Raw genomic sequence first — 20,949 nt, forward strand, 5'->3', positions numbered from 1 at the left:
GATTAAGGGAACGCTGCGCCGATGCCGGAGTAAACCACTCCAGTGTAGACAACCCCTTTCCACGTAAATGGCGTGGTGTGGATGTCGTGCGGGTTGCAGTCGCCAGGCCGGTAATGGCCCAGCGTGTAGATTCGCTCACATGGAGGATAGGCACCCATCTTGTACGGCAAAGCCAATGTATTGCCGAAGAAGTGAGCTGCCGAGTAAACCGGCTGCAAGTGCTTGTGAGTGTGGCCGTATCGCTCCAGGTTGACTTCTTCAAAGTAAAGCGGACGGTGATAGAAAGCTGGAGCTTCCCACATGGCAACCATTGGGTACCAGTCGCGGTGATAACCGTTGGGGAAGTTTTCTTCCGGTTCTTGCGAGAATACCTTGGCTGCGATGTTGGTTGGCGGCGAGACTTCCTTGCCGTCGACTTTGTAGTTGAACGTACGGCCGATGCCAAACTGATTGGCCATCTTGCCATCGTAAAGAATTTGACGATCTTCCGGCGTTAAGCTTTCGAAGAAGCTTTCCGGCTTGCCAGACAACCGGCCACGATCGTTGGCGATCGAAGGGAGCGGCTGTGGTTGGGCCGGAGCGGCATCGGAAGGACTGATCGGTTCCGGCGTCATCGGCTCGGCCATAGGTGCAGCGGGCGGCTGGGCCATGGGCTCGGCGGCTTCGGCCATCGGAGCCGGTTCTGCTGCCGCAGGCGGATCAACAGCTGGCATCGGTTCCGGTGTCGGGGGTTCTTCCTGGAACAGCGTGAGTGCCGCCGCACGAACGACCGGTTTCAGCGCGGCCGGCGCGGTTGCTGCCGTCACCTGAATTTCAGGGGTAGATTCAGCGGAAGCTGGCTGGGTCTTTTTGACCACAGGCTGAATACGCAATCTTGGTTTTGCCGCTGGTTCTGCTGCGGAAAGGGTGCTCACCAGGCATACGGTGAGAATCAGCAGCATGGAGGCGCGACCCAAGTTGTGAAAACAAAGTTTTTGAATCTGCAAGACGCTGGGCATTGCGAGGCTTCCTCTACCAGACGTGGCACTCGATTGGCACACTGTACGATCCGCTCCGCTGGGGGAACGGTTCAAAAGAAGTTTCGACCAGTCAATATCCTCCCCCACACAATTATGGGGAGAAATGAAAAGGATTGCCCATCTTTCCTATCTTGTGGCACTCTGGCAGCATAATGCGATCGCCTGGTCTGTGGTGTTTTAAGGGAAATTCAGTGCCCGCAATTCTAGTTTTTGCCCAAATTACGGGGTCGTAAGTAATTTCCCCGGAACTTCATTGACATGCCCCATAGGCGTGATTTGAATGAACTTCTATCTGAGAATTCGTTAGTTTGGGGGATTTGGCGCAAATTGGGCAATTTGCGGCGTGTTGTGCGTCTGCAGGCTTCTCATCCTTATCAAGCTAACGAAGACCCCTCTCTCCTTTCCAACCGCTGAGCAGCGAACCATGAAAAAGCAGACCCTCTGGAAGCGTATCTTCGGCCAGAACCCGAACAAGAAGGTCAAGGCGCAACAAGCTTTCCAGGAGCAGTTTGACACGAAGCTGCGTTTTCGCGAGTTGGAGCCCCGCGTCGTGCTCGATGCGACGGTCGACTACACCCTGGGCTCGGATACGCTGACCATCACCTACACGGATGCTGGTGATGTCACTCTGGGGCGCGATGCGAGTGGGAAGTTGGAAATCGGTGGCGATAGTATTTCGTTTACCGCAGCGGCTACGGCGGATTTTGTTGGGAAACTCAATGATGTCGGGACGATTAACATCATCGACAACACCGGAAAGGCTTCCGAGTTCACGCTGGTTGGTGGTGTGGGAACAGATGCCCTGACGGGGCTCGTGTCGAACATCATGATTTTCAACAACGTGGACCAAGTCAATGTCCAGGATGGGGCCGACTTTGAAGTTTCAGCGCTGTTCTGGCACGTCACTAACAGCGGCGATCTGGACGACAACACAATCAACTTTGATGGCAAGTTGACGACAAGTAATTTGACGTTGACCGCATCTTCAACCAGCACCAAGTCAACGTCGGTCACGGACACTATGAACGGGAGTGTCACGGTTGGAACGATCAGTCTGCAAGAGGCGGTCGGTGCAACTGGAAATCTCTCTCTCAACTTGTCCCTGGGGGATAACCACGTCACTGGGCTGGTTGCCAATGAGCAAGAGGTTGAGATCGCGTTGGCCGATAAGAGCGGAAACCTTCTGCTGCAGGACATCAATGCAACCGATCTCTCGCTGACCGCAGCAGGCTCGATTTTCGATGTCGCGTCGACGGAGGTCAACGTATCGGGAACGGCTTCATTCAGCGCTGATAGTGTCAGTCTCAATAGTTCGACCATCGGGCACAATTTTAATAAGCTGACTCTCAATACGACGAGTTTCGCCAGCATCGTCGAAACGGATGGGTTCGATTTCACTGGCCTGTCCATCATCACTGGCGCGTTGACGGTTAATACGGGCGGAGCCATCGGACAAACGGCTGGCAGTGTGCTACGGGCCAACAGCATCGCCGACTTCACCGTGGGTGACTCCAGTGCCATCACGCTCAACGAGATGGCGAACCGATTCGAAGGTACGGTCTCGGTGACCGGGCAAACCGATCGTGCTGGCGCTGTTACTTTCTACGACAGCAATGGCGGCTTCCAGTTCGGCAGTACCCTGGCCACCACGCTCGATTTGACCACGACCGGCGGTATCTCTCAGACAACCGACGGGATCGATGTCTCGGGCAACGCCGTGTTCACCACGATGGGCGCTAATGCGATCGTACTGAACTCCGCCAACAACGCGTTTGGTGCCAACGTTTCGGCGACCGGAAACGGCGGACCTGCCGCAACGCTTACGATCGTTGACTCGCTGGGGACGCTAACACTGGATGATATCCAGACCGCCATCCTAAACGCTACGGCCATCAACGGCGGTATCACTCAGACCGGGACGGGCATTAAAGTCACCGGCACTAGTTCGTTTACCGTGCAAGACGGTGAAGACGTTACTCTGACCGCGGGAGCTGCCAATAACGCCTTCGGTGATGCTATCTCGATAAGTGGAGCTAGTGCTGCTGCCGGACTCGTTAGCGTCTTTCAATCGACCGGTGATCTGAAGCTCGGAGCGATCGATGCCACGTACCTAACGATTGCTCTCGACTCGGGCTCGATTTCGCAAACCAGCGCTGGAGTTCATGTTTCTAAGGACGCGCAGTTTGCCGTGGGCGACATGAAGGATATTTTGCTCAACAACAGCAGCAACAACGTATTTGGCGGGGAACTTGATCTGCTCTCAGGTGTGGGGACTGCTGCCAGCGCCGCTGTGAACAATTCCGGTACAGATCTGTTGTTGGATCAAGTTAAGTTATCGGGCGACCTCACTGTCGTGACCAACGGGGGCATCACGCAAACCAACGTGGGGGCCACCGATTACGTCCGCGTCGGTGGAACTAGTTCGTTCACCGTTTCCAATGGTGCTAATGTCGAACTTGGTACCAATACGAATAACCAGTTCAATACGGTTAGTGCCCAAGGCCAGTCAGGTGCGGCTGGAACGGTATCGATTGCTGATAGCGACAACGGCATCATTCTCGGAGCGATCAACGCTGGCACGTTGAATGTCAGTGCCGCGACCACCATCGGGCAAACGGCAGCGGGTGTCGTCGTTACTGGTACTAGTTCATTCACCAGTGGTGATGGTCAAGACATCTTGTTGGGCACTTCGGGGGTCAACTCCTTCGGAGATGCCGTGTCGGCCAGTGGCGCAACGGGGGCCGCCGGGCACGTATCAATCATTGCCTCGTCAGGCGATCTCAAACTCGGTGCCATCGATTCCGCAAGCGCGACCCTGGCCGCGCTTGACGGCAAAATCTGGCAGACCAGCGATGGCATTCATGTGGCCGGAAATGCCCAGTTTACAAGCGGTTCGGGAAAAGACATTCTTCTCAACACCAGTTCTAACAATGTCCTCGGCGGGGAGGTCGATTTAATTGGGGCATTGGGGAACCCTAGCAATGTTGCCTTGAATAACTCCGGTACAGGCCTCTTGCTGGATCAGGTCGAAGCGAGCGGCAATCTAACCATTAGCACCAACGGTGGCATCACGCAGACCATGATGTTTGCCACTGATTACGTTCAAGTTGGTGGAACGAGTTCGTTTACAGTTTCCGATGGTGCGAACATCGAACTTGGTGCCAATTCGAACAATAGGTTCAACGTTGTAAACGCCGAAGGCCAGTCCGGGGCTGCCGGCGATGTGTTGCTCAAAGATTCGGATGGTAACCTCACGCTCGGCGATATCGTCGCTACGAATCTGACCGCCGAGAATACTGCTGGTGGGATTGTCTTGGGGGCAATCGACGCGACGAACCTGAACGTTACTTCTGCGACGAATATCACACAGACCACAGACGGCGTGAAGGTTTCCGGAGTAAGCAAATTCGACGTAAGTTTTATGGGCAGCATTACGTTGAATGAAGATGGCAACGAATTCAACGAGATCTGGGCGAGCGGTTCCGGTTTCCTCGCCGCTGTCGCTAAGTTTAAAGACAGTGACAGTGCGGCGAATGGGATCACGTTGGGGAAAATTGTGGTCGGGGACCTTCAGGTTACGACCGTCGGTGAGATCTCGGATACCAAAGACGAAATGCTCTTTTTTGGCATAGGCACATTCGATGGTGGAAGCCTGGACTTTACCAACTACACAGGGGCTGGGCACGATTTTAATGCGATTACCCTACAGATCGATGGCGATGCCAAGTTCAATGAAGATTCCAGTTTGGCCTCGTCAAAAGGTTTCGGCTTCTTGGGAGACAGCAGCGTTGGTGGGCAATTGGAAGTAACCACGACAGGAATTGTCGAACAGCTTACCGGATCGCTGAAGGTTACCGGTACCACCAAGATTACGACGCCGGGCGTCATCGAACTCGACGAATACACGAACGATTTCCAGGACAGCATCACACTTTCCGGAACCACAGTCGTCGTCTACGATGCCAATGAGATCAAGCTGGGCAACGTAACCGCCAATTCTTTAGAGGTCCACGCGAAAACGGGCGATATCTTCCAGGAAATGGGAACTGCCCTGGATATCGAAACGACGACGGTTGCCAGGGCCACCACGGGCTTTAACGTTATCCTGGGCAACGACAACGATTTCACGGGATCGGTTTCGGTGGTCGGCTTCAGCAATCCGACCGACGTCGTCCTGAATGACGTGAACGACCTGATCATCGCCGATATCGATTCGGTCACCTTGACGGCGACTGCCGGTATGAGCATCACGCAGCAGGCAGGCACGTCGATTAAAGCTTCGACATCAGCCGACCTGACCGCAGGGACGACGATTACCCTGCGTGATGTCACCACGCCGACGCTGAGCCTGACCGCTGGTGATACCATCAGCCAGGAAGCAGGCACGTCGCTTCTGGTCAGCGGAATGACGATGGTCGAAGTCACCGAAGGAGTGACCGTCGACCTGTCGGAAGTGACGAACGAACTCGGTTCGATCTCGGTGAACGACTCGAACACGATGGCAATGCCTGGCATGGAAGTCTACGCCGGTACGGTCACGATCTACGACGGCGGCAACGACAATGCCGATGCCATGCTCGGCACGGATGATGACGGCCTGACGCTGAAGAATATCTGGGCCGATATCTTGACCGTGACCTCAGCAGGTACGGAAGGTGCGATCATTCAGGAGTCAGGCACTGCGATCCATGCCGACAAGACAGGGGCAAGTTCGACGAGCCTGACGGCAGGCAGCACGATTACAACTCGCGACATCACGACTCCCATGTTGAACCTGACGGCCGGCAAGGGGATCAGTCAGGAATCGGGCACAGCGCTGATTGTCAGTGGCATGACAACGGTCGAGGTCGGTACCGGCGAGAATGTCGATCTGTCCAATGCCGATAACGATTTCGGTTCCATCGGTGTGGTCGGGACAGGTGCCACAGCAGCCGGTGACGTAACGATCGTCGATGCGGATGGTGGCATCGTCTTGAAGGATATCATCGCCACGAACCTGATGGTTACGGTAAACGATACCGCGGACGTGGTTTTGATCGATCAAATGGCGGCGACCTCGCTCAACGTCAGTGGCATGGCGACGTTCGTTAACAATACGGGCGGCAATGTTCTAATCACGCAAACTGGCAATCAGCTCAATCAGGTAGGCGCAACGGCCCTCGGCGGAATCGTCAGTATTTATGATGCCGAAGGTGGTATCGCGCTGAAAGATATCGTTGCATCCGTCCTAACGGTGACTGTCGACGACAGCATGAATGTAGTGAACGTGACGCAAGTCGCCAATACTACGATCAATGTGTCGGCAGGTACCTCGATCGACAATAAAACTGGGGGTAATGTTGACCTTTCCAATGCCGGAAATCTGCTCAACACCATCTTCGTTTCGGCAGTAGACATGGGGGTCCGCGGCGATGTGACGATTCGGGACGATGACGGAGGACTTGTACTCGCTTCGATCACTGCTGCGAATTTAGATGTTACCGTCAACGATACGATGGACGTCGTCAATGTGACCCAGGTCAGCATGACCAAACTTGATGTCACGTCGATGACGACGGTCGCCAACAACACAGGCGGCGACATTATTCTTGCGAACGATGATAACCTAATCAATCAATTCGGCGCGACGACAGTCCGAGGGAGTGTATCGGTCGTTGATAGTGATGGCGGTATCGTGTTGAAAGATATCGTCGCGGGTAATCTGGATGTGGCCATCAACGACACGATGGATGTTGAGCATGTTACCCAACTCGGCGGTGCGAAGCTCGATGTCACGTCGATGACGACGGTCACCAATAACACTGGCGGGAATATTCTTCTCGGGAATGACAACCTCTTAAATCAGTTCGGAGCGATCACCGACAAAGGTGGTGCTCGTGGGGATGTGGTCGTTAATGACGTCGATGGCGGTATCGCCCTGAAAGATATTGTGGCCGAGAATTTGACCGTGACGGTCGACGACTCGGATGACGAAGCTGTCAATATTACGCAAGTAGCGCTGTCAACGATCGATGTCAATTCGATGTCGATGTTCAACAACTATTCAAGCTACAGCGTCGACATGGTAGGCGGGGACGTTATTCTTGCCAATAGTGGAAACAAGTTCTTCCAGGTTGGTGTGATCGCCGAGGATCCCGTCACCAAGTACCGCGGTGATGTGACGATTGTCGACGACGATGGCGGTATCGCATTGAAGGATGTCGTCGCTGGTAATCTGGATGTTACCGTGAACGACACGGTAGACATTGTGCATGTGATCCAGGTCGCCGCTACGTCGCTCGATGTCACGTCGATGACAACGGTCACCAACAACACTGGCGGGAATATTCTTCTTGGGAATGACAACACCTTAAATCAGTTCAGTGCGATTACGAACAACGGTGGAGTTCGTGGGGATGTGGAAGTCAATGACATCGATGGCGGTATCGACCTGAAAGATATTGTGGCCGAGAATTTGACCGTGACGGTCGACGACTCGGATGACGAAGCGGTCGACATTTCGCAAGTAGCTCTGGCAACGATCGATGTCAATTCGATGTCGCTGTTCAACAACTACTCAAGCTACAGCGTCGACATGGTGGGCGGGAACGTCATTCTCGCCAATAGTGATAACAAGTTCTACCAGATTGGTGTGATCGCCGAGGATCCCGTTACCAAGTACCGCGGCGACGTGACGATTGTCGACGACTACGACGGTCTGGAATTGAAGAATATTGTTGCCGCGAATCTCACCGTAACTGTGGATGACGTCGACGACGACATGGTTGTCGAATTGAAGCAGGTCGCCTTGCAAACGGTTGACGTGTCCAAGATGACGATGATCACCAATAAGACGGGTGGTACGGTCGATCTCTCCAACGCGGATAATGAAATCGCCCAGATCATGGTCACCAGCAAAGATGAGTTGACCCCAGCGCAAGGGGATATCTACATCAATGACGATGCCAACGATCTGCTGATCAAAAATATCATCGGCAATAAACTAGAGGCAGTCGCGGTTGGAGCCATTTCTCAATTAGATGGCACGTCTATCGTGACCCAGGAATCGGTGAGCCTGACGTCGGAGAATAGCACGATCACGACAGGCGACATCACGACGCCTGTACTTAGCTTGACGGCTGATGATGATATTACACAGAGTGTCGGAACGAAACTCACGGTTTCGATGCAGACCAACCTCGCGTTGACCAGCAAAGCAACTATCGAACTGCTGAACGTTGGCAACGATCTCTCGAAGAACGTCGATCTTGATCTGGACGGCGATGATGAACGAATCTGGGACTTCGAGATTCGCAACGAGAATGTTGATGTTAACACGGTTCCCACAGGCGACTTCGAAGATGTCGTCAAGAAGGGGGCCGTTGATGACTTGACGCTGGAATTCGTCAAAGCCACGAAGCTGGAATTGCCAGAGATCAATATTACAGACGACCTGCGAATTGTTATCGCTGGGGATCTAACTCAGGCCGGCGATATCCTCGTCGGTGACACAGCTCTTTTTGATGCCGGATCGATGATTCTGGCCGATGATGTCAGCGGTACCGATCTGATTGTCTATGGCAAGGCAACATTTATTGCCGACAAAGGAGACATTGAGGTCGGTGTCAAGTTCGGTGTCGACGTCGATTCCCTGGATCGAGGTAAGGACGCTGGGACCGATGTAGCGTTCGGCTCGTTGAATTTCTCCGCTGACGGGCATCATGTCACCATCTCGGAACAAGAGTACGACCAGCCGCCGTATGGATTGGTCACCGAAGGCATGGACCTGGTTGGCGACAACGTAGCAAAGTCGGCGGTCTTGCGATCTGAAACGGATATCAACGATACGGCAGGTTCTTCGCTCACGGTGGCCGACCTGACGTCTCTCTACGCGGAGAATATCGTCCTGGGAGACAGTGTCGATCGCAACGTTGACCTCCGAATTCTTTACCTTCAGTCGACGGCCGATGTCAGCATCTTCGAGAATAACGACAGCAATAGTTTGGCCATCGTGGATGGATCGGAGATCGCCGGTACCTTGGCCATTCAAACGGATGGGCACATCGTTCAGGTCAATGAGTTCCGTACGGAAGCTCCTGATGTGATTGCGGAACCGAAATACAACCACATCTTTGCCGACAGTGCCCTGCTGGTTTCTAACAATGGCGGTATTCTGCTGACATCGACCAGTTTCAAAACGCTGGCTGTTTCCGCAGGTGATACGCCGCTATTTGTCGACGCAGATAGCATCTTGGATTTAGGGACTGCCGGCATCGCCAGCAATTCTGGATTCATCCCGACGGGCGATACGCTGGAAACGGTTTTGACGACCGACGTTATCGATGCCGACCTGCCAGATGACAACGATGATCCATTTGCAGTGGCAGCTCGAGCTGATTCCTTCGTGGCTGGCGATGGCGAGAACTACTCCATCGTTATCGTGGACGCGAACGACATGTCAGCCGGAATGGATGCCAATGGCTTGGTTATCGGAAAAGTGGAAGACACCACCGGTGGCAATGTGTCGACCGTCAACGGTATTCGAACCAACGGAGACGATGCGGGCCATGTCTTTGTGCGTTCGCTCGGCGACGGTGGCATCGATGGCATGAACGATGGGACGTTGACCTTCGGGACTACGGATGCCGGACTCGTGGTTGGGCTGGCCAACTCAGGCGTCATTACGGCGTTGGCTCGGGGTAATCTGTCGATTGCCACGGGAAGCTGGCTGCACGTTACTGATGGTGCCGATCCAGATGCGTCCGCGTTCGCCCTGGTCTCTACGATCGAAGGCTTCACGGACAACCCTACCAACAAGTTCGAGTTGCCAAATTCCACTACAGCTCTGGTACCGAACGAAGGTCCGGCCTATTCGCGTATCCCAGGTAACGTCGACACGTACGTTCTGGGAACACAGACCGGCAAGGATTCCACCGCAACGATCGTCTTGGACAAGCTCGGTACGCCTGGTACGCCTGACGAATTGGATTTCGAGGTGACGCTGGACTTTGCCGATACGACCACGCTGCAAGAGGAGTTCTATCCACAGCTGATCGATTCGGATACCGCCATCCTGCATGATATCCCATGGGAGTTTGCAACAACGAACGCTTCGACCGTTGTGACGCTCCAAGCTTACAACAGTCCACAGATCAATCTGTTTGGGAATGTCGTTGACGATGCCAATTTCAACAATCTGAACGTCATTGTCGATCAGTTCGAGATCTTCTTCCTCACGCCGATCGACTACGTGCCGGAGATGACTAACTTCGTCGCTCCGAATAACCCATACATCGCACCGATCATTCCTCCCGAAGCAAATCCAACGCCGTATGCCTCTTTGACGGAGATTGCGGACGACACTCGCGTAGCGACCCAGATCGACGGCGTGACGGTCGTGGAAGTCGATCCGAGCGACTTCATGGAGAAGGGTGAGAAGATCGAACTGGATGACGACTTCATGACCCTGGACGCGGTCAAGGAGTACATCCAGAACGGCGTTCAATTCCCGGTGGGGCTCTACAAGATTGAAATTCTCTATCCAGGCTCGAAGGAACCGGAAGTCTACTTCTACTGGAAGCAGGACCGTCTTGATCCGTTCGACCTGTTCAGCAACGATACGAAACCGGTCACACCTCGGGTGGTCGAGCTTGCCGCGGCTAACCAGGCCACGGCTCAGCTTTCCGCTGAAGAGGTATGGGCACGTGAGTATGACAAGTGGTTCCCAGGCGTTGCCGAACAGCAGCCAATGGATGACCTGTCGGTGCCTGCCGCCGAAGGTGATGCCGGCCAAATGATCCCGAGTGACGACGATATCCTCCTAGAGCGTGTCACAACGGTTAGTTTGCAGGAAATCGATCGTATGACCGATCGGTTGCGAGCCAAGCGTTCGATTGTTCGCGACAGCCTGAACGGGGCGATGATCGGTGGTGCGGCCCTCATGGCTGCTGTTGCCGCTCAGGGTCGTAAAGATGATGAGGCACCTAATGATCATCCCGAGGGACAGGGACCGCAGCCAGAGGAATCTTTAGACGAAACTTCTCTCGGTCGACTACGCCGCCGCGTTCGTCAATGGCTATGATAAAGGTCTGAAATTCGGACAAACTCGCGAGTCCATTTCCTTGGGAATGGACTCGCGGCGCGTTATCATCGAACTTTCTTTGAGATCCTTGATTCACCCAAGCTAGAATTGAGTTAGGATCGAGAAAAGGCGTCGCCGATCATCCGCAGTGCATGGGGTTAGAGTGAAGGTGCGCGCAACGAATTGGGGGATTTTGCTTCATGTCGACTTTCAAGTGCCCAAGTTGTCAGGCCGAACTACCAGATTTTCAGCAATCGGCCGGCTTCTGCCCTTACTGCGATGCGAAATGGGATGGTGCGTCAGCTCAGGAAAATGCTGCCGAAAACATGGCCACGCTTAATATCGACAGCGATGGCTTGGGAGACGATGCACACGAAGATACGGAAGCTTCCCCGGACCCGTCTGGTGGACAGACGATGCAACTGGAAATGGAAGATTCCCAACCCGAGATGGACATCAATCAGACGATAGATTTGCCTGAGGGGGCGGATCTTGGCCAAGAGTTCATGGACAATAAAGAGGAGGACGGCGGCCAAACCATTCAGTTGAGCGGCGAAGATACCTCTGCCACGATTGTTCCCGATAAGGCTCCCGCGGCGGAAGATCCCAATCAGACGATCAATCTCGATCAAGACAACGCTTCTGACGTTCATATCAACCAAACCATCGATCTCCCGCCTGGTGGGAGTGTCGATTCGATGCCAACACTCGACCTGGATTCCTCCTCAGGTGACGTCAATCGAACCGCCCAGACGATGGCGTTTCAGCTGAATGATGACAACCAGCAGACAATCGATATTGGCGACAGTCAGCATGGTCAGGAAGACTTGCATGTCACGTTTGGCTCGAAGCCTCTTTCCCCGAGCGACGTCAAGCGATTTTGGGGTTCCGGCGAAGGCTCTCCCATGCAGACGATGCGCACCGCGACCGTCAGCAAGGCGAAAGAGCTGGGGGTCGACCTGCGCCGCCGAATTCTCTCGGATCAGGAAGAAGGTTCCGACTACGCGATCATCAATCAGATCGGCAAAGGGGGCATGGGGGTCGTCTATGCAGCCAAGCAAAAATCGCTTCGCCGCCGTGTCGCCGTCAAAACGTTAAAACGCGACATCGGACAACGTGACGACGATCGAGCGAAGTTTCTTAGTGAAGCCGTCATCACCGGTGTGCTCGACCATCCGAATATTGTCCCAATTCACGAATTGGGACAAACCGAAGACGGCACGCTTTTCTATTCGATGAAATGTGTGACCGGCACCGAGTGGCACAAGGTCGTCCGCAACAAATCAGAAGCGGAGAACCTGGAGATCTTTTTGAAGGTCGCCGACGCCGTCGCGTTTGCCCACTCGAAGAACGTCATTCACCGTGACTTGAAGCCTGAAAACGTGATGCTTGGCGAGTACGGTGAAGTGCTTGTCATGGACTGGGGGCTGGCGGTCGATTTGAATCGCAAAGAAGAATTCACCATGGGGGGCACGCCGGCGTACATGTCGCCGGAAATGGCCAAGGGCCCCTTGGATCGAATTGGTAAATGTAGCGATATCTACCTGCTGGGCGCGATGCTGTATGAAATCGTCACCGGCTTTCCCCCTCACGCGGCATCGACGATTACCGAGTGCCTGGTAGCCGCGGCGCAGAACGTCATCGTCCGCTCCGATTCAACCAGCCGCCTGAAGAACATTGCTCTCAAGGCGATGGCGACCTCGCCTAAGCTGCGATTTAACTCGGTTGCCCTCCTGCAGGAAGAAGTTCGCAAGTATCAATCGACGGCCCAAAGTATCGAACTTACCAATACGGCTCAGAAGGAACTTGAGACTGCGAAAGAGACGGAAAACTACGAACTCTTTTCGCGAGCCATGTTTGGATTCGAGGACGCCCTGAAGCTGTGGAGCGAAAACGACGCGGCCGATCGTGGCATTCATGAAGCCCGGCAGGAGTACGCCAAGTGTGCTCTTAAAAAGGCGGACTACGACTTGGGGTTGCAGCTGGTTAGTCCCGCCGACCCCGATGAAGCCCCCATCTACCATGACCTGGTCACGGCTAAAGCGGATGCTGAACGGACTGCTCGCAATGCCAAGGTTGCCCGCTATGTGGCGGTCGGTTCGCTGTTGTTTGCGTTGATCGGAGCCGGGATCGGCTTGTTCATTATTAATGGTCTGTATCAACAGGCTGAAGTCGCCGCTGAGAAGGCACGCGCCGCCGAAAAGGTCGCTACCGAGAAACGCGATGAAGCCGATCAAGAGCGCCAAAAGGCTGAAAAATTGGCCGGCGATTTGGCCGACGAAAGAGATAAGCTGCAGAAAACCAACAAAGATCTCGACAAGGCGATTTTAGAAATCAAAGGTGCCAACGAGACCTTGGCGATGAATGCCAAAACCATTCAGAACCAAAACATGGACTTGGAAGAGCAGGCTGACAAACTGAAAACGGCCCTGGTAACCGTGGAGCAGGAACGCAACCGTGCCACGTTCGCTGGTATGTTTGCGTCGGTGGGGCTTGCCCAGTCCAAAGTGGAATCGAACGATATTTCCTCGGCTTTGAGCCTGTTGAAAGAGGTTCCGAAAGAGTATCGGGGCTGGGAATGGAAACACCTGGCCTATCTTTGCCATTCCGATATTCCTCGCATCGCGTATAGCAAAGCCGCAACTTCCGTCACCATTTCTCCTGACGGTCAGTGGACAGCCATTGGAACCGACGGAGTCGGCATTGATGTCTATCCTACGCAAAATGCGGTCGCGCCAGGGGCCATGCCCAAGCACTTGGATGTGCCTGATTGCCGGATCACGGCTCTTCAGTTCTCGGAGGACGGAAAGCAATTATGGATTGGTACCGATAATCCGCAAAAGTATCTCCAGACTTGGGATCTTAAAAACAAGCCTACCGTAGTTCCGCTAGAAAAGCTTAGCGGAGTTTCGCCATTTCCGATCGTGAGTGCCATTGAGTTTGTGCCAGGCAATGGGGGGACTGTATTTGTCGCGGTAAGTGGACGCTGTGTCAGGCTCAAAACACAAGACGTCAAAGGCAAGATACCGGTTACTGCCGACAGTGTTTACGACTTGGCGATTTCCCCGAATGGTAAGGAATTTGTCCACACCGAAGAGTTTCAAGGTGAATACCGCGCGATGCGATTGTCGACGGGGGATGTTCATGATGAAATCGCCACGTTGCCATTGGACGATCGCGGTTCGCACTGTGTCTATCTGACGAACGACTTGGTATTGATTGCCTTGGCCGATGGTAGCCTCATGCTTTGGGGAGGGCCAAGCAAGGTAAACTTGATCGCCTATTCGCTCCCCTCGCAGGTTAATCAACTCGTATTCAATCGGCAGAAGAACCTGATCTCGGTTGCGCTGTCGGATGGCTCGGTGCAACTCTTGCGATTCGATCCAAAATCGAATGGGTTGTCAGAGTACAAAACGCTGCGTGGGCACCGAGGTCCCGTCTTGGGCTGTGCCTTGCATCCCAGCCAGCCGACCATCGTATCGGTATCGGAAGATAATACTGCGAGATTCTGGAACTATGAAACGTACAAGGACCTCTTGGAGCTAGACCTCGACGACAGCCTTCTGTGGGCCAACTTTTCAGAAAGTGGAAAGCAGTTCATTACCGGCGATCAAGGCGGCCGTGCTCGGATTTGGAACAGCAACACCAGCAGCGATAAACCACTGCTGGAACTTGTTGTCGGTGATTGGACAAAACAGAACGTGGCGCAGGGATCGGCCTCGCTGCCATTGGGTGACGGCAAGCATATCGTGACGGCTGATGCCAATGTTGGTGTTGCCGTCTGGGATATTAAATCGCAGCAAATCGTTTGGCAGCGTAAGACCCTGGCTGATTCGTATCAAGTGGCGGTCATTCCCAAGACCGATCGATTTCTTTTCGTCGATATGGTCAAGGATGGACAAGGGACGGAGAAGACCATGATTCGTGCCGCAAATGCAAAGGGCGAGTCGATCTTCAATGTTCAAACCCTCGTAGAAGCGAAACAGATTCTTGACGTGGCCGTCGCGCCGAGTGGCAACTTCTTCGCGATGCGAAGTCCCAATGGAATCCGTGTATTTCCTATGCCATCGGCCAACGACACCAAACTGGCTACCGAGACTTGGACATCGGATGCCGGGCCGGTCACGCAAATGGAGTTCCGCTCGGATGATACGCTCTTGCTGGGACAACGTTCGGGAGATGGTGGCAGCGCCCTCTCTTTATTTGATTTCAAAACCCGAAAGGTTATTCATAAGTTTCCAGCCTCGGTAGGCAATCTGCGATACTTGCACTTTGCCTTGTCGCCGGACGATGCTTACGTAGCGGTTTCATTCACGAATTTCTCACCTTCGCAGTTAGGCGGTTTTGGCGAGACAGCATCCCAAATTAATTTCTATGCGTTGGACCAACCTGAAAACCCAATCAAAACCGGTAAATGCACCGGAGCTGCTGGCTTTCCGGTAATCTCGAACGACAACAAGGAAGTCTACTTCATTCAGTTGCACCGCCCAGGCGAGCGAGACATCGCACGTTGGGAAGTTGACAAGCCTGAGAGCGAGATCATCTCGTATTCGAGAACGGGAATGGACGCGTCTGGAACAGCGACTCGGAAAGTCGCTCAGTTCGAGGTGATTCCTGGTTCCCCCGATGAGCTTATGGTTTCGTTCATCAATCGTGATGTGGAAATTTGGAATACGTCTTCGAAGAAGAGCACTGCTCGGATGGCACCTTCGCGAGCCGTGGTCTATTGCGATTTCTATAACAACGATCAGCAAGTCTTGACGGTACATATCGACGGACTGATACGCATTTGGGACGCGAAAACAGGGAACGTTATCGATCAATACGACGCTGAATATCAAACGATTCAAGCTGCGGCACGAACAGGCGACCTGTTGGCCGTAGGGGGAACGGCAGGGGAAATCGTCGTATTGGATTTGGCCAAAAAGAGTGTTGTTCAAACGTTGCCTTACAAGGACGCAGCGATTGATGCATTGGCATGGGCCCCCTCGCAGCCCAATCCCGTGTTGATGATTGCCACCAGCCGCATGAAGCAGGATGCCGACGCCGGAGAACGCCTGGCCGGATCGTTGAGCCTCGTCGATGGAGGAACCTGGCAGCCGATCGGGGCAGCTTTTGCCGAGCACCAGGGGCGTTATCGGTGCCTGGTGGCATCGAAAAGTGGCGATCGTTTCGCAGCGACCAGCAGCAATGCCAGTGTTCGTCTCTGGGCTGATATTCCGCTAGCAGATTTGCCAGCAACGAAGGAGGAGGACATACGCCTGCTGGAAGGGCATTCAACCGATGTGACCAGCGCCGCGTTTTCTGCCAATGGCGAGCGATTGGTCACCGGTAGCTTCGACGGCTCTCTGACGGTTTGGTTTGTGGATCGCCCGATGTTCGGTGACGCCATGGGAGGGGGGGAAGCGACCAAGGGACAGATTTACGTCCAACAATTTGTGCCTTTGAAGGGACATCGAAAAGAAATCTCTTCAATTGTCTTCTCGCCCAACAGTGATTTGCTGTTGACGTCGTCCTTGGATCGTAGCGCGATACTTTGGTTTACCGCTGATTTGCCAGACAACCTGGCAGATAACGTAGCTCCAGAGAAGGACACCGTTGCCTCCGTGGAGGTGCCAGCCGCGCAGCGATAGCGTCCATGCATCGACAGGGTGCGATGGGTAACAGAGAATCCTTGCCAATTTCATGCAATTTTCCCAAAACACACCAGAAAAGTGGGAAAATTCTGGTATGAGAAATCTCTCTTGTTGGATAATTAGAATAGCGATAAACGAAGATCTGCGGGCAAACGGTCTCATTCGCTCAAGGAGAGTTTTCCCTTGCGTTTCGCGCTTCAAATTTACTCAATGAACTCTGGCAGTCGACGCGTCTGGCTTGATGCGGGTCAAACGATCCGTATTGGTCGTACTACGCGCTCGGACTTAACCGTTCCTGATGACCCACACTTGTCGGGTACCCATTTCTCGATCGCCCGTGAGTCCGATTCACTGATTCTAAAAGACCTTCAGAGTCGAAATGGGACTTTCGTGAACGGTGCCAAGGTCGGAACGGCTTTGGAACTGCATGATGGTGATGTGATCGTCGCTGGCAAAACTCAGTTCCAGGTCGTCGCTGTGAACGATTTGCCGGGTACCAATATCGGCAACATTCGTCCAATGCCGCCAGGGGCTGTGCCTGCATCTTCGCAAACGGGGATGAACCCGGCGCAGTTTGACTACGATCGTACCGAGTCGATTTCGCCGGAGAACAATCCATTCTTCCAGGCGGCCGCCAAAACGCACGATTCGAAGACCATTCAAAACTACCCTCGCTTGAGTAGCCAATCGTTTAAGGATGTCCGTCGCAATGCCGGCCTCGGCAGTGACTATGCCGGCCGCCGCTCGGTACAACTTCCCGGAACTAGCGAGAGCGACGAAGCGAAGCAGGTATTGCCTGTTCCGCCCAGTGGCAGTGTCTCTAGCAGCCAATCGTTACCGCAGCGATCGTTGACAGCGGCAGAGTTGTCCCGAGGGCTGCAGATGCGATATGAAACCCGGATGGCACCTTCGGGCATGACTTATTTCTGTCCTCGTAACGAAGTAAAACCACCGACCGACGTCGCGGACTTCATCGGTCAGAATCGCTTCCTTTACGCGGTGGTTAATTTCGGTCGTTTGCAGCCACAGCAGCAGCCCGGCTTTTATAACGAAGCCATTGCCGCTGGGGCCGTGCAGATTTCGAGCACGCAGTTGCTCATTCCCAAACGAGATGCCGTGGCATTCCATGGCATTCTGCGACATACGTGGGGGCAGGATGCCATGATCTGCATGGCAAGTCGCCTGAACAAGTTAGAGTTCATGAGCCTGGCTTACCGCCTGACCAATGAACTAGCGAGCCCGGCCCAACTGTTGAATCATCTCTATTCGGATGGTCAGTACACCAACTATGGTTTCCTGGAAGGTATCTCGGCCGTGCTGCTAGAGATCGAACGAGGGGCCCGGTGGGTGATCTTTAAGAATGATTCGGAGATCCGAACCTGGCGAACCCTAGGGTTGCCTTGTCCGCCGGAACTGGTGGGCTAGGTCCCACTTGGAAAGTCGATCGGTAGGAGGTTTCATAGCAGAGATCGCGTTCTAAGAATGATCTCTGCTATCCGCCAATCATCACTTGCGGAAAGCCTACCGTGATTACGCCGCCGTGAGCCGTATTATCGCCGAGGCGGGCTGCTGGCATGAAACCTATCATGACCGACGAAGAACCTTTGGCGATGACGTCTGGCGGACCAACGCAGACAGCCATGTCACCCACGCGAGCCGCCGGCATGAAGCCAATGATGACGTTAGGCGATCCCATGCACACCGGTCCACCCACGTGCGGGACCGGGCCAGGGTTGACCATCGGGCAAGTGTGCATGTCACTGATTCGAGCGGCTGGCGGCATAAATGACCCCACTTAAAAGACGCCGTTATTCGGGTAAGGACTTGAAACCAGTCTTTTCATTGTGAGCCATGTCTGGCTGGGTCGGAGCGGCTTCTTCAACGTTCTGTTCTGGTTTAACAGGTGCGTCAGGGGCCGTAGGACTGGCTTCGACCGCGGAGGTTGCTGAGCCGCCGCTGTTGATGTTGACCAACGTGCCCTGAATGAAAACACCACCTGGGTTGATATTGATGAAGTTACCACCAACCTTCAGCGAGATACTGAGACCGGCCTCGATGTTGACGTTCATGCCACCCTTGAGGTTCAAATCCATGCCGGCAGCGTAATTCATGTTCATGCCGGCCTTGGATTGGAGATCCATCCCAGCTTCGGTGCTGATGTTCGATCCGGCCTTCGAGTTGAAGTCCGTGTCGGAGGTAATATGCAGCGATTTGGAACTCTGCCGCCAGTCCTTGTCGACGGCAATGTCTTGTGAACCTTTGATCCAGGTTTTGGCATCCCCTTCGTTCGTCAGGCCCAAGCCTTGTTGTCCGATAAGAATGCCAACGCTCTTCTCGATGACGATCGCCAGGTTACCACCTGACGGCTCTTCGCCGTTGCCAATCATCATTTGATGATTGCCTTCGATGTGTTCGATCTGGTGACGTTTGACGTTGATCTCTTTGTCCTGGTAGATCATTTCCCGCTGGGAACCGCCCTTTTTGTTCGTATCTTGATCCACCCAGCCGATGATCTGCGAACGGTTGCCAAAGGTTCGGTTGCGTGAGTCATTCTTCACGCGCACATCGAGGTCTTTTTGGGCATGCAGGAAGATACGTTCTTTCTCTGCCTTGTCGTCAAAGAAGAGCTCGTTGAACCCGTTGCCGCCTGGCGTGCTGTTGGTTTTGAAATACGTCTTCGCTTTGTCATCAGGAAGGGTATAGGCTGTCTTTTGGATCTCGTTGTATACCGATCCGACCACAAGGGGACGATCTGGGTTGCCATCCAGGAAGTCGACGACAACTTCCTGGCCGACACGTGGAATGGAGAGGAACCCCCACTTCTTACCTGCAGAGGCCTGGGCTACACGTACCCAGCATGAAGTCTCGGTATCAGGCTTCTTGCGGTCTTTGTTTTTCGGTCTTGCCCAATGGAATAGGCACTTGATACGCGCGTATTCGTCAGTGTGAATTTCTTCACCTTCCGGGCCAATGACCGTCGCTGTTTGTATGCCGGCCACCGTGGGCTTGGGCGTGGTGCGCGGAGGATTGTAAAGCGAGTCTTCGGGTATGCAGGTAAACGTATTGCTGTACTCTGTTCCCGATTCCGAGCCGGAAGTGTAGCTTGCATTCGATCCGGTATGTTGAATCGAGATGATGGCGAACGTCTTACCGTCGTCTGCTGGGACACGTTTGGAATTAAACGTGAACTTTCCTCCAGGAGCAAACGTCGTGCAATCGCTCGTAGCTACGACGCGATCAAATGGGTTCTCTTCTTCTCCCATTCGAACCACCGAGAGTGCTGTCGACTGCGAACTGGCGTTTCCGGAAGACTTCGAGTCGACAAAGTCGCCAGGGTGATCGTATAGCTCGTACTTCTTGAAGTCTGAGGCAAGCTTGTTGCTGATCTTCGTTTCCGAGTTCTTCTCGAAGTTTTCGTACGGTTCCTTGAAGGTATGGTCGGAATGAGCCCACTTGCCCGACACGAATTCGTAGCGATGTTCCCAATCGAGAATCTCGGACTCGTAACCGTGGGTTCCGGCCGAGCTTGTGCGTTGAATGGTGTCTTTCTCAGCCGTGTCGAAATAGGCTTGAACGTTGTCGGCCAGAATGAGTTTGTCGCTGTTTTGGCCGTCTCCAGAGTTATCGAAGAAGTAGAAAATCCCCGCTTCTTCCATCAGTCGGCTGACGAAATTGAAATCGGTCTCTCGATATTGCACGCAGTATTCGAGCTTCGGATAGCTTTTTTGCAGCTTTTTGTCGTACTTCGCAATGCTTTTGATCGGTTCGCTGCCGAAGACAACTTCGATGATTTCTGGAATCGTCATGTCTTCAAAAATTCGGCAGTCAGACGTTTGTGTCAGAAACCACAACCAAGGGACCATTTCCGCGTGGAACTGAGCCATGGTGCCAGGCTGGTAGTCGAACGAGAAACGATTGATGTAACCCTTGATATAGCGTTTTTCGTTGTCGCCGTACGAAAAGCGAAGCTTGGCTTCTTTGTAGATGATTTCTTCGGGCTTGTGCTCTAGGTTCTCTCGACGAGATACCAAGGAAAGCTGGTAGTTGAAGAGTCTCGAGATCCCCTCGTTCCCCGTATACGACAAGAGAAAGAAATCATCCCCCAGGCTGTCTTCGAGGGCAAATGCGCGGTGCTCTTGTGCTTGATTCATGGTCGGTGGAACGCCCGAGGTGGTTTAGCTGAGAAATAACTAACGAACCGAAAATGTGATATTGGTTCGACGTTCTAGCCCAG

The 20,949-nt window shown here is 53.6% G+C and carries 6 protein-coding genes; 3 read left to right on the forward strand and 3 right to left on the reverse strand.

The window, feature by feature from the left end:
- Positions 1-2: 2 nt before the first annotated feature.
- Positions 3-998 carry a hypothetical protein gene (locus C5Y96_RS03475; RefSeq protein ID WP_105350145.1) on the reverse strand — a complete coding sequence of 332 codons (996 nt, stop codon included), beginning with the start codon at positions 996-998 and terminating at the stop codon, positions 3-5.
- 445 nt (positions 999-1,443) lie between these two features.
- Between C5Y96_RS03475 and C5Y96_RS03480 the strand changes: the two genes are divergently transcribed.
- From C5Y96_RS03480 to C5Y96_RS03490, 3 genes are all read left to right on the forward strand, one after another.
- A complete protein-coding gene (locus tag C5Y96_RS03480) occupies positions 1,444-11,079 on the forward strand; it encodes a beta strand repeat-containing protein (RefSeq protein WP_105350146.1) in 9,636 nt (3,211 codons plus the stop codon).
- A gap of 200 nt (positions 11,080-11,279) precedes the next feature.
- Positions 11,280-16,712, forward strand: coding sequence for a WD40 repeat domain-containing serine/threonine-protein kinase (locus C5Y96_RS03485; protein ID WP_105350147.1), 5,433 nt, complete (start codon positions 11,280-11,282; stop codon positions 16,710-16,712).
- A 213-nt stretch (positions 16,713-16,925) separates the two neighbouring features.
- Positions 16,926-18,140, forward strand: a complete 1,215-nt coding sequence (locus C5Y96_RS03490) for an FHA domain-containing protein (protein WP_233198810.1) — start codon at positions 16,926-16,928, stop codon at positions 18,138-18,140.
- A gap of 67 nt (positions 18,141-18,207) precedes the next feature.
- Here the strand turns inward: C5Y96_RS03490 and C5Y96_RS03495 are convergent, their stop codons facing one another.
- The gene (locus C5Y96_RS03495; protein ID WP_233198753.1) at positions 18,208-18,471 is read right to left on the reverse strand and encodes a PAAR domain-containing protein; all 264 of its coding nucleotides are present in this window, start codon (positions 18,469-18,471) and stop codon (positions 18,208-18,210) included.
- 52 nt (positions 18,472-18,523) lie between these two features.
- Positions 18,524-20,866 (reverse strand): type VI secretion system Vgr family protein, encoded by a 2,343-nt coding sequence (locus tag C5Y96_RS03500; RefSeq protein ID WP_105350150.1) that lies wholly within the window; start codon positions 20,864-20,866, stop codon positions 18,524-18,526.
- Positions 20,867-20,949: the final 83 nt, after the last annotated feature.

The sequence above is a fragment of the Blastopirellula marina genome (genome assembly GCF_002967715.1).
GTDB lineage: Bacteria > Planctomycetota > Planctomycetia > Pirellulales > Pirellulaceae > Bremerella > Bremerella marina_B.

Bases quoted from the DNA above. Each gene is read 5' to 3' on its own strand.
- C5Y96_RS03480 (WP_105350146.1), top strand. From the start codon at position 1,444: ATGAAAAAGCAGACCCTCTGGAAGCGTATCTTCGGCCAGAACCCGAAC.
- C5Y96_RS03495 (WP_233198753.1), bottom strand. From the start codon at position 18,471: ATGCACACTTGCCCGATGGTCAACCCTGGCCCGGTCCCGCACGTGGGT.
- C5Y96_RS03500 (WP_105350150.1), bottom strand. From the start codon at position 20,866: ATGAATCAAGCACAAGAGCACCGCGCATTTGCCCTCGAAGACAGCCTG.
- C5Y96_RS03485 (WP_105350147.1), top strand. From the start codon at position 11,280: ATGTCGACTTTCAAGTGCCCAAGTTGTCAGGCCGAACTACCAGATTTT.
- C5Y96_RS03490 (WP_233198810.1), top strand. From the start codon at position 16,926: ATGAACTCTGGCAGTCGACGCGTCTGGCTTGATGCGGGTCAAACGATC.
- C5Y96_RS03475 (WP_105350145.1), bottom strand. From the start codon at position 998: ATGCCCAGCGTCTTGCAGATTCAAAAACTTTGTTTTCACAACTTGGGT.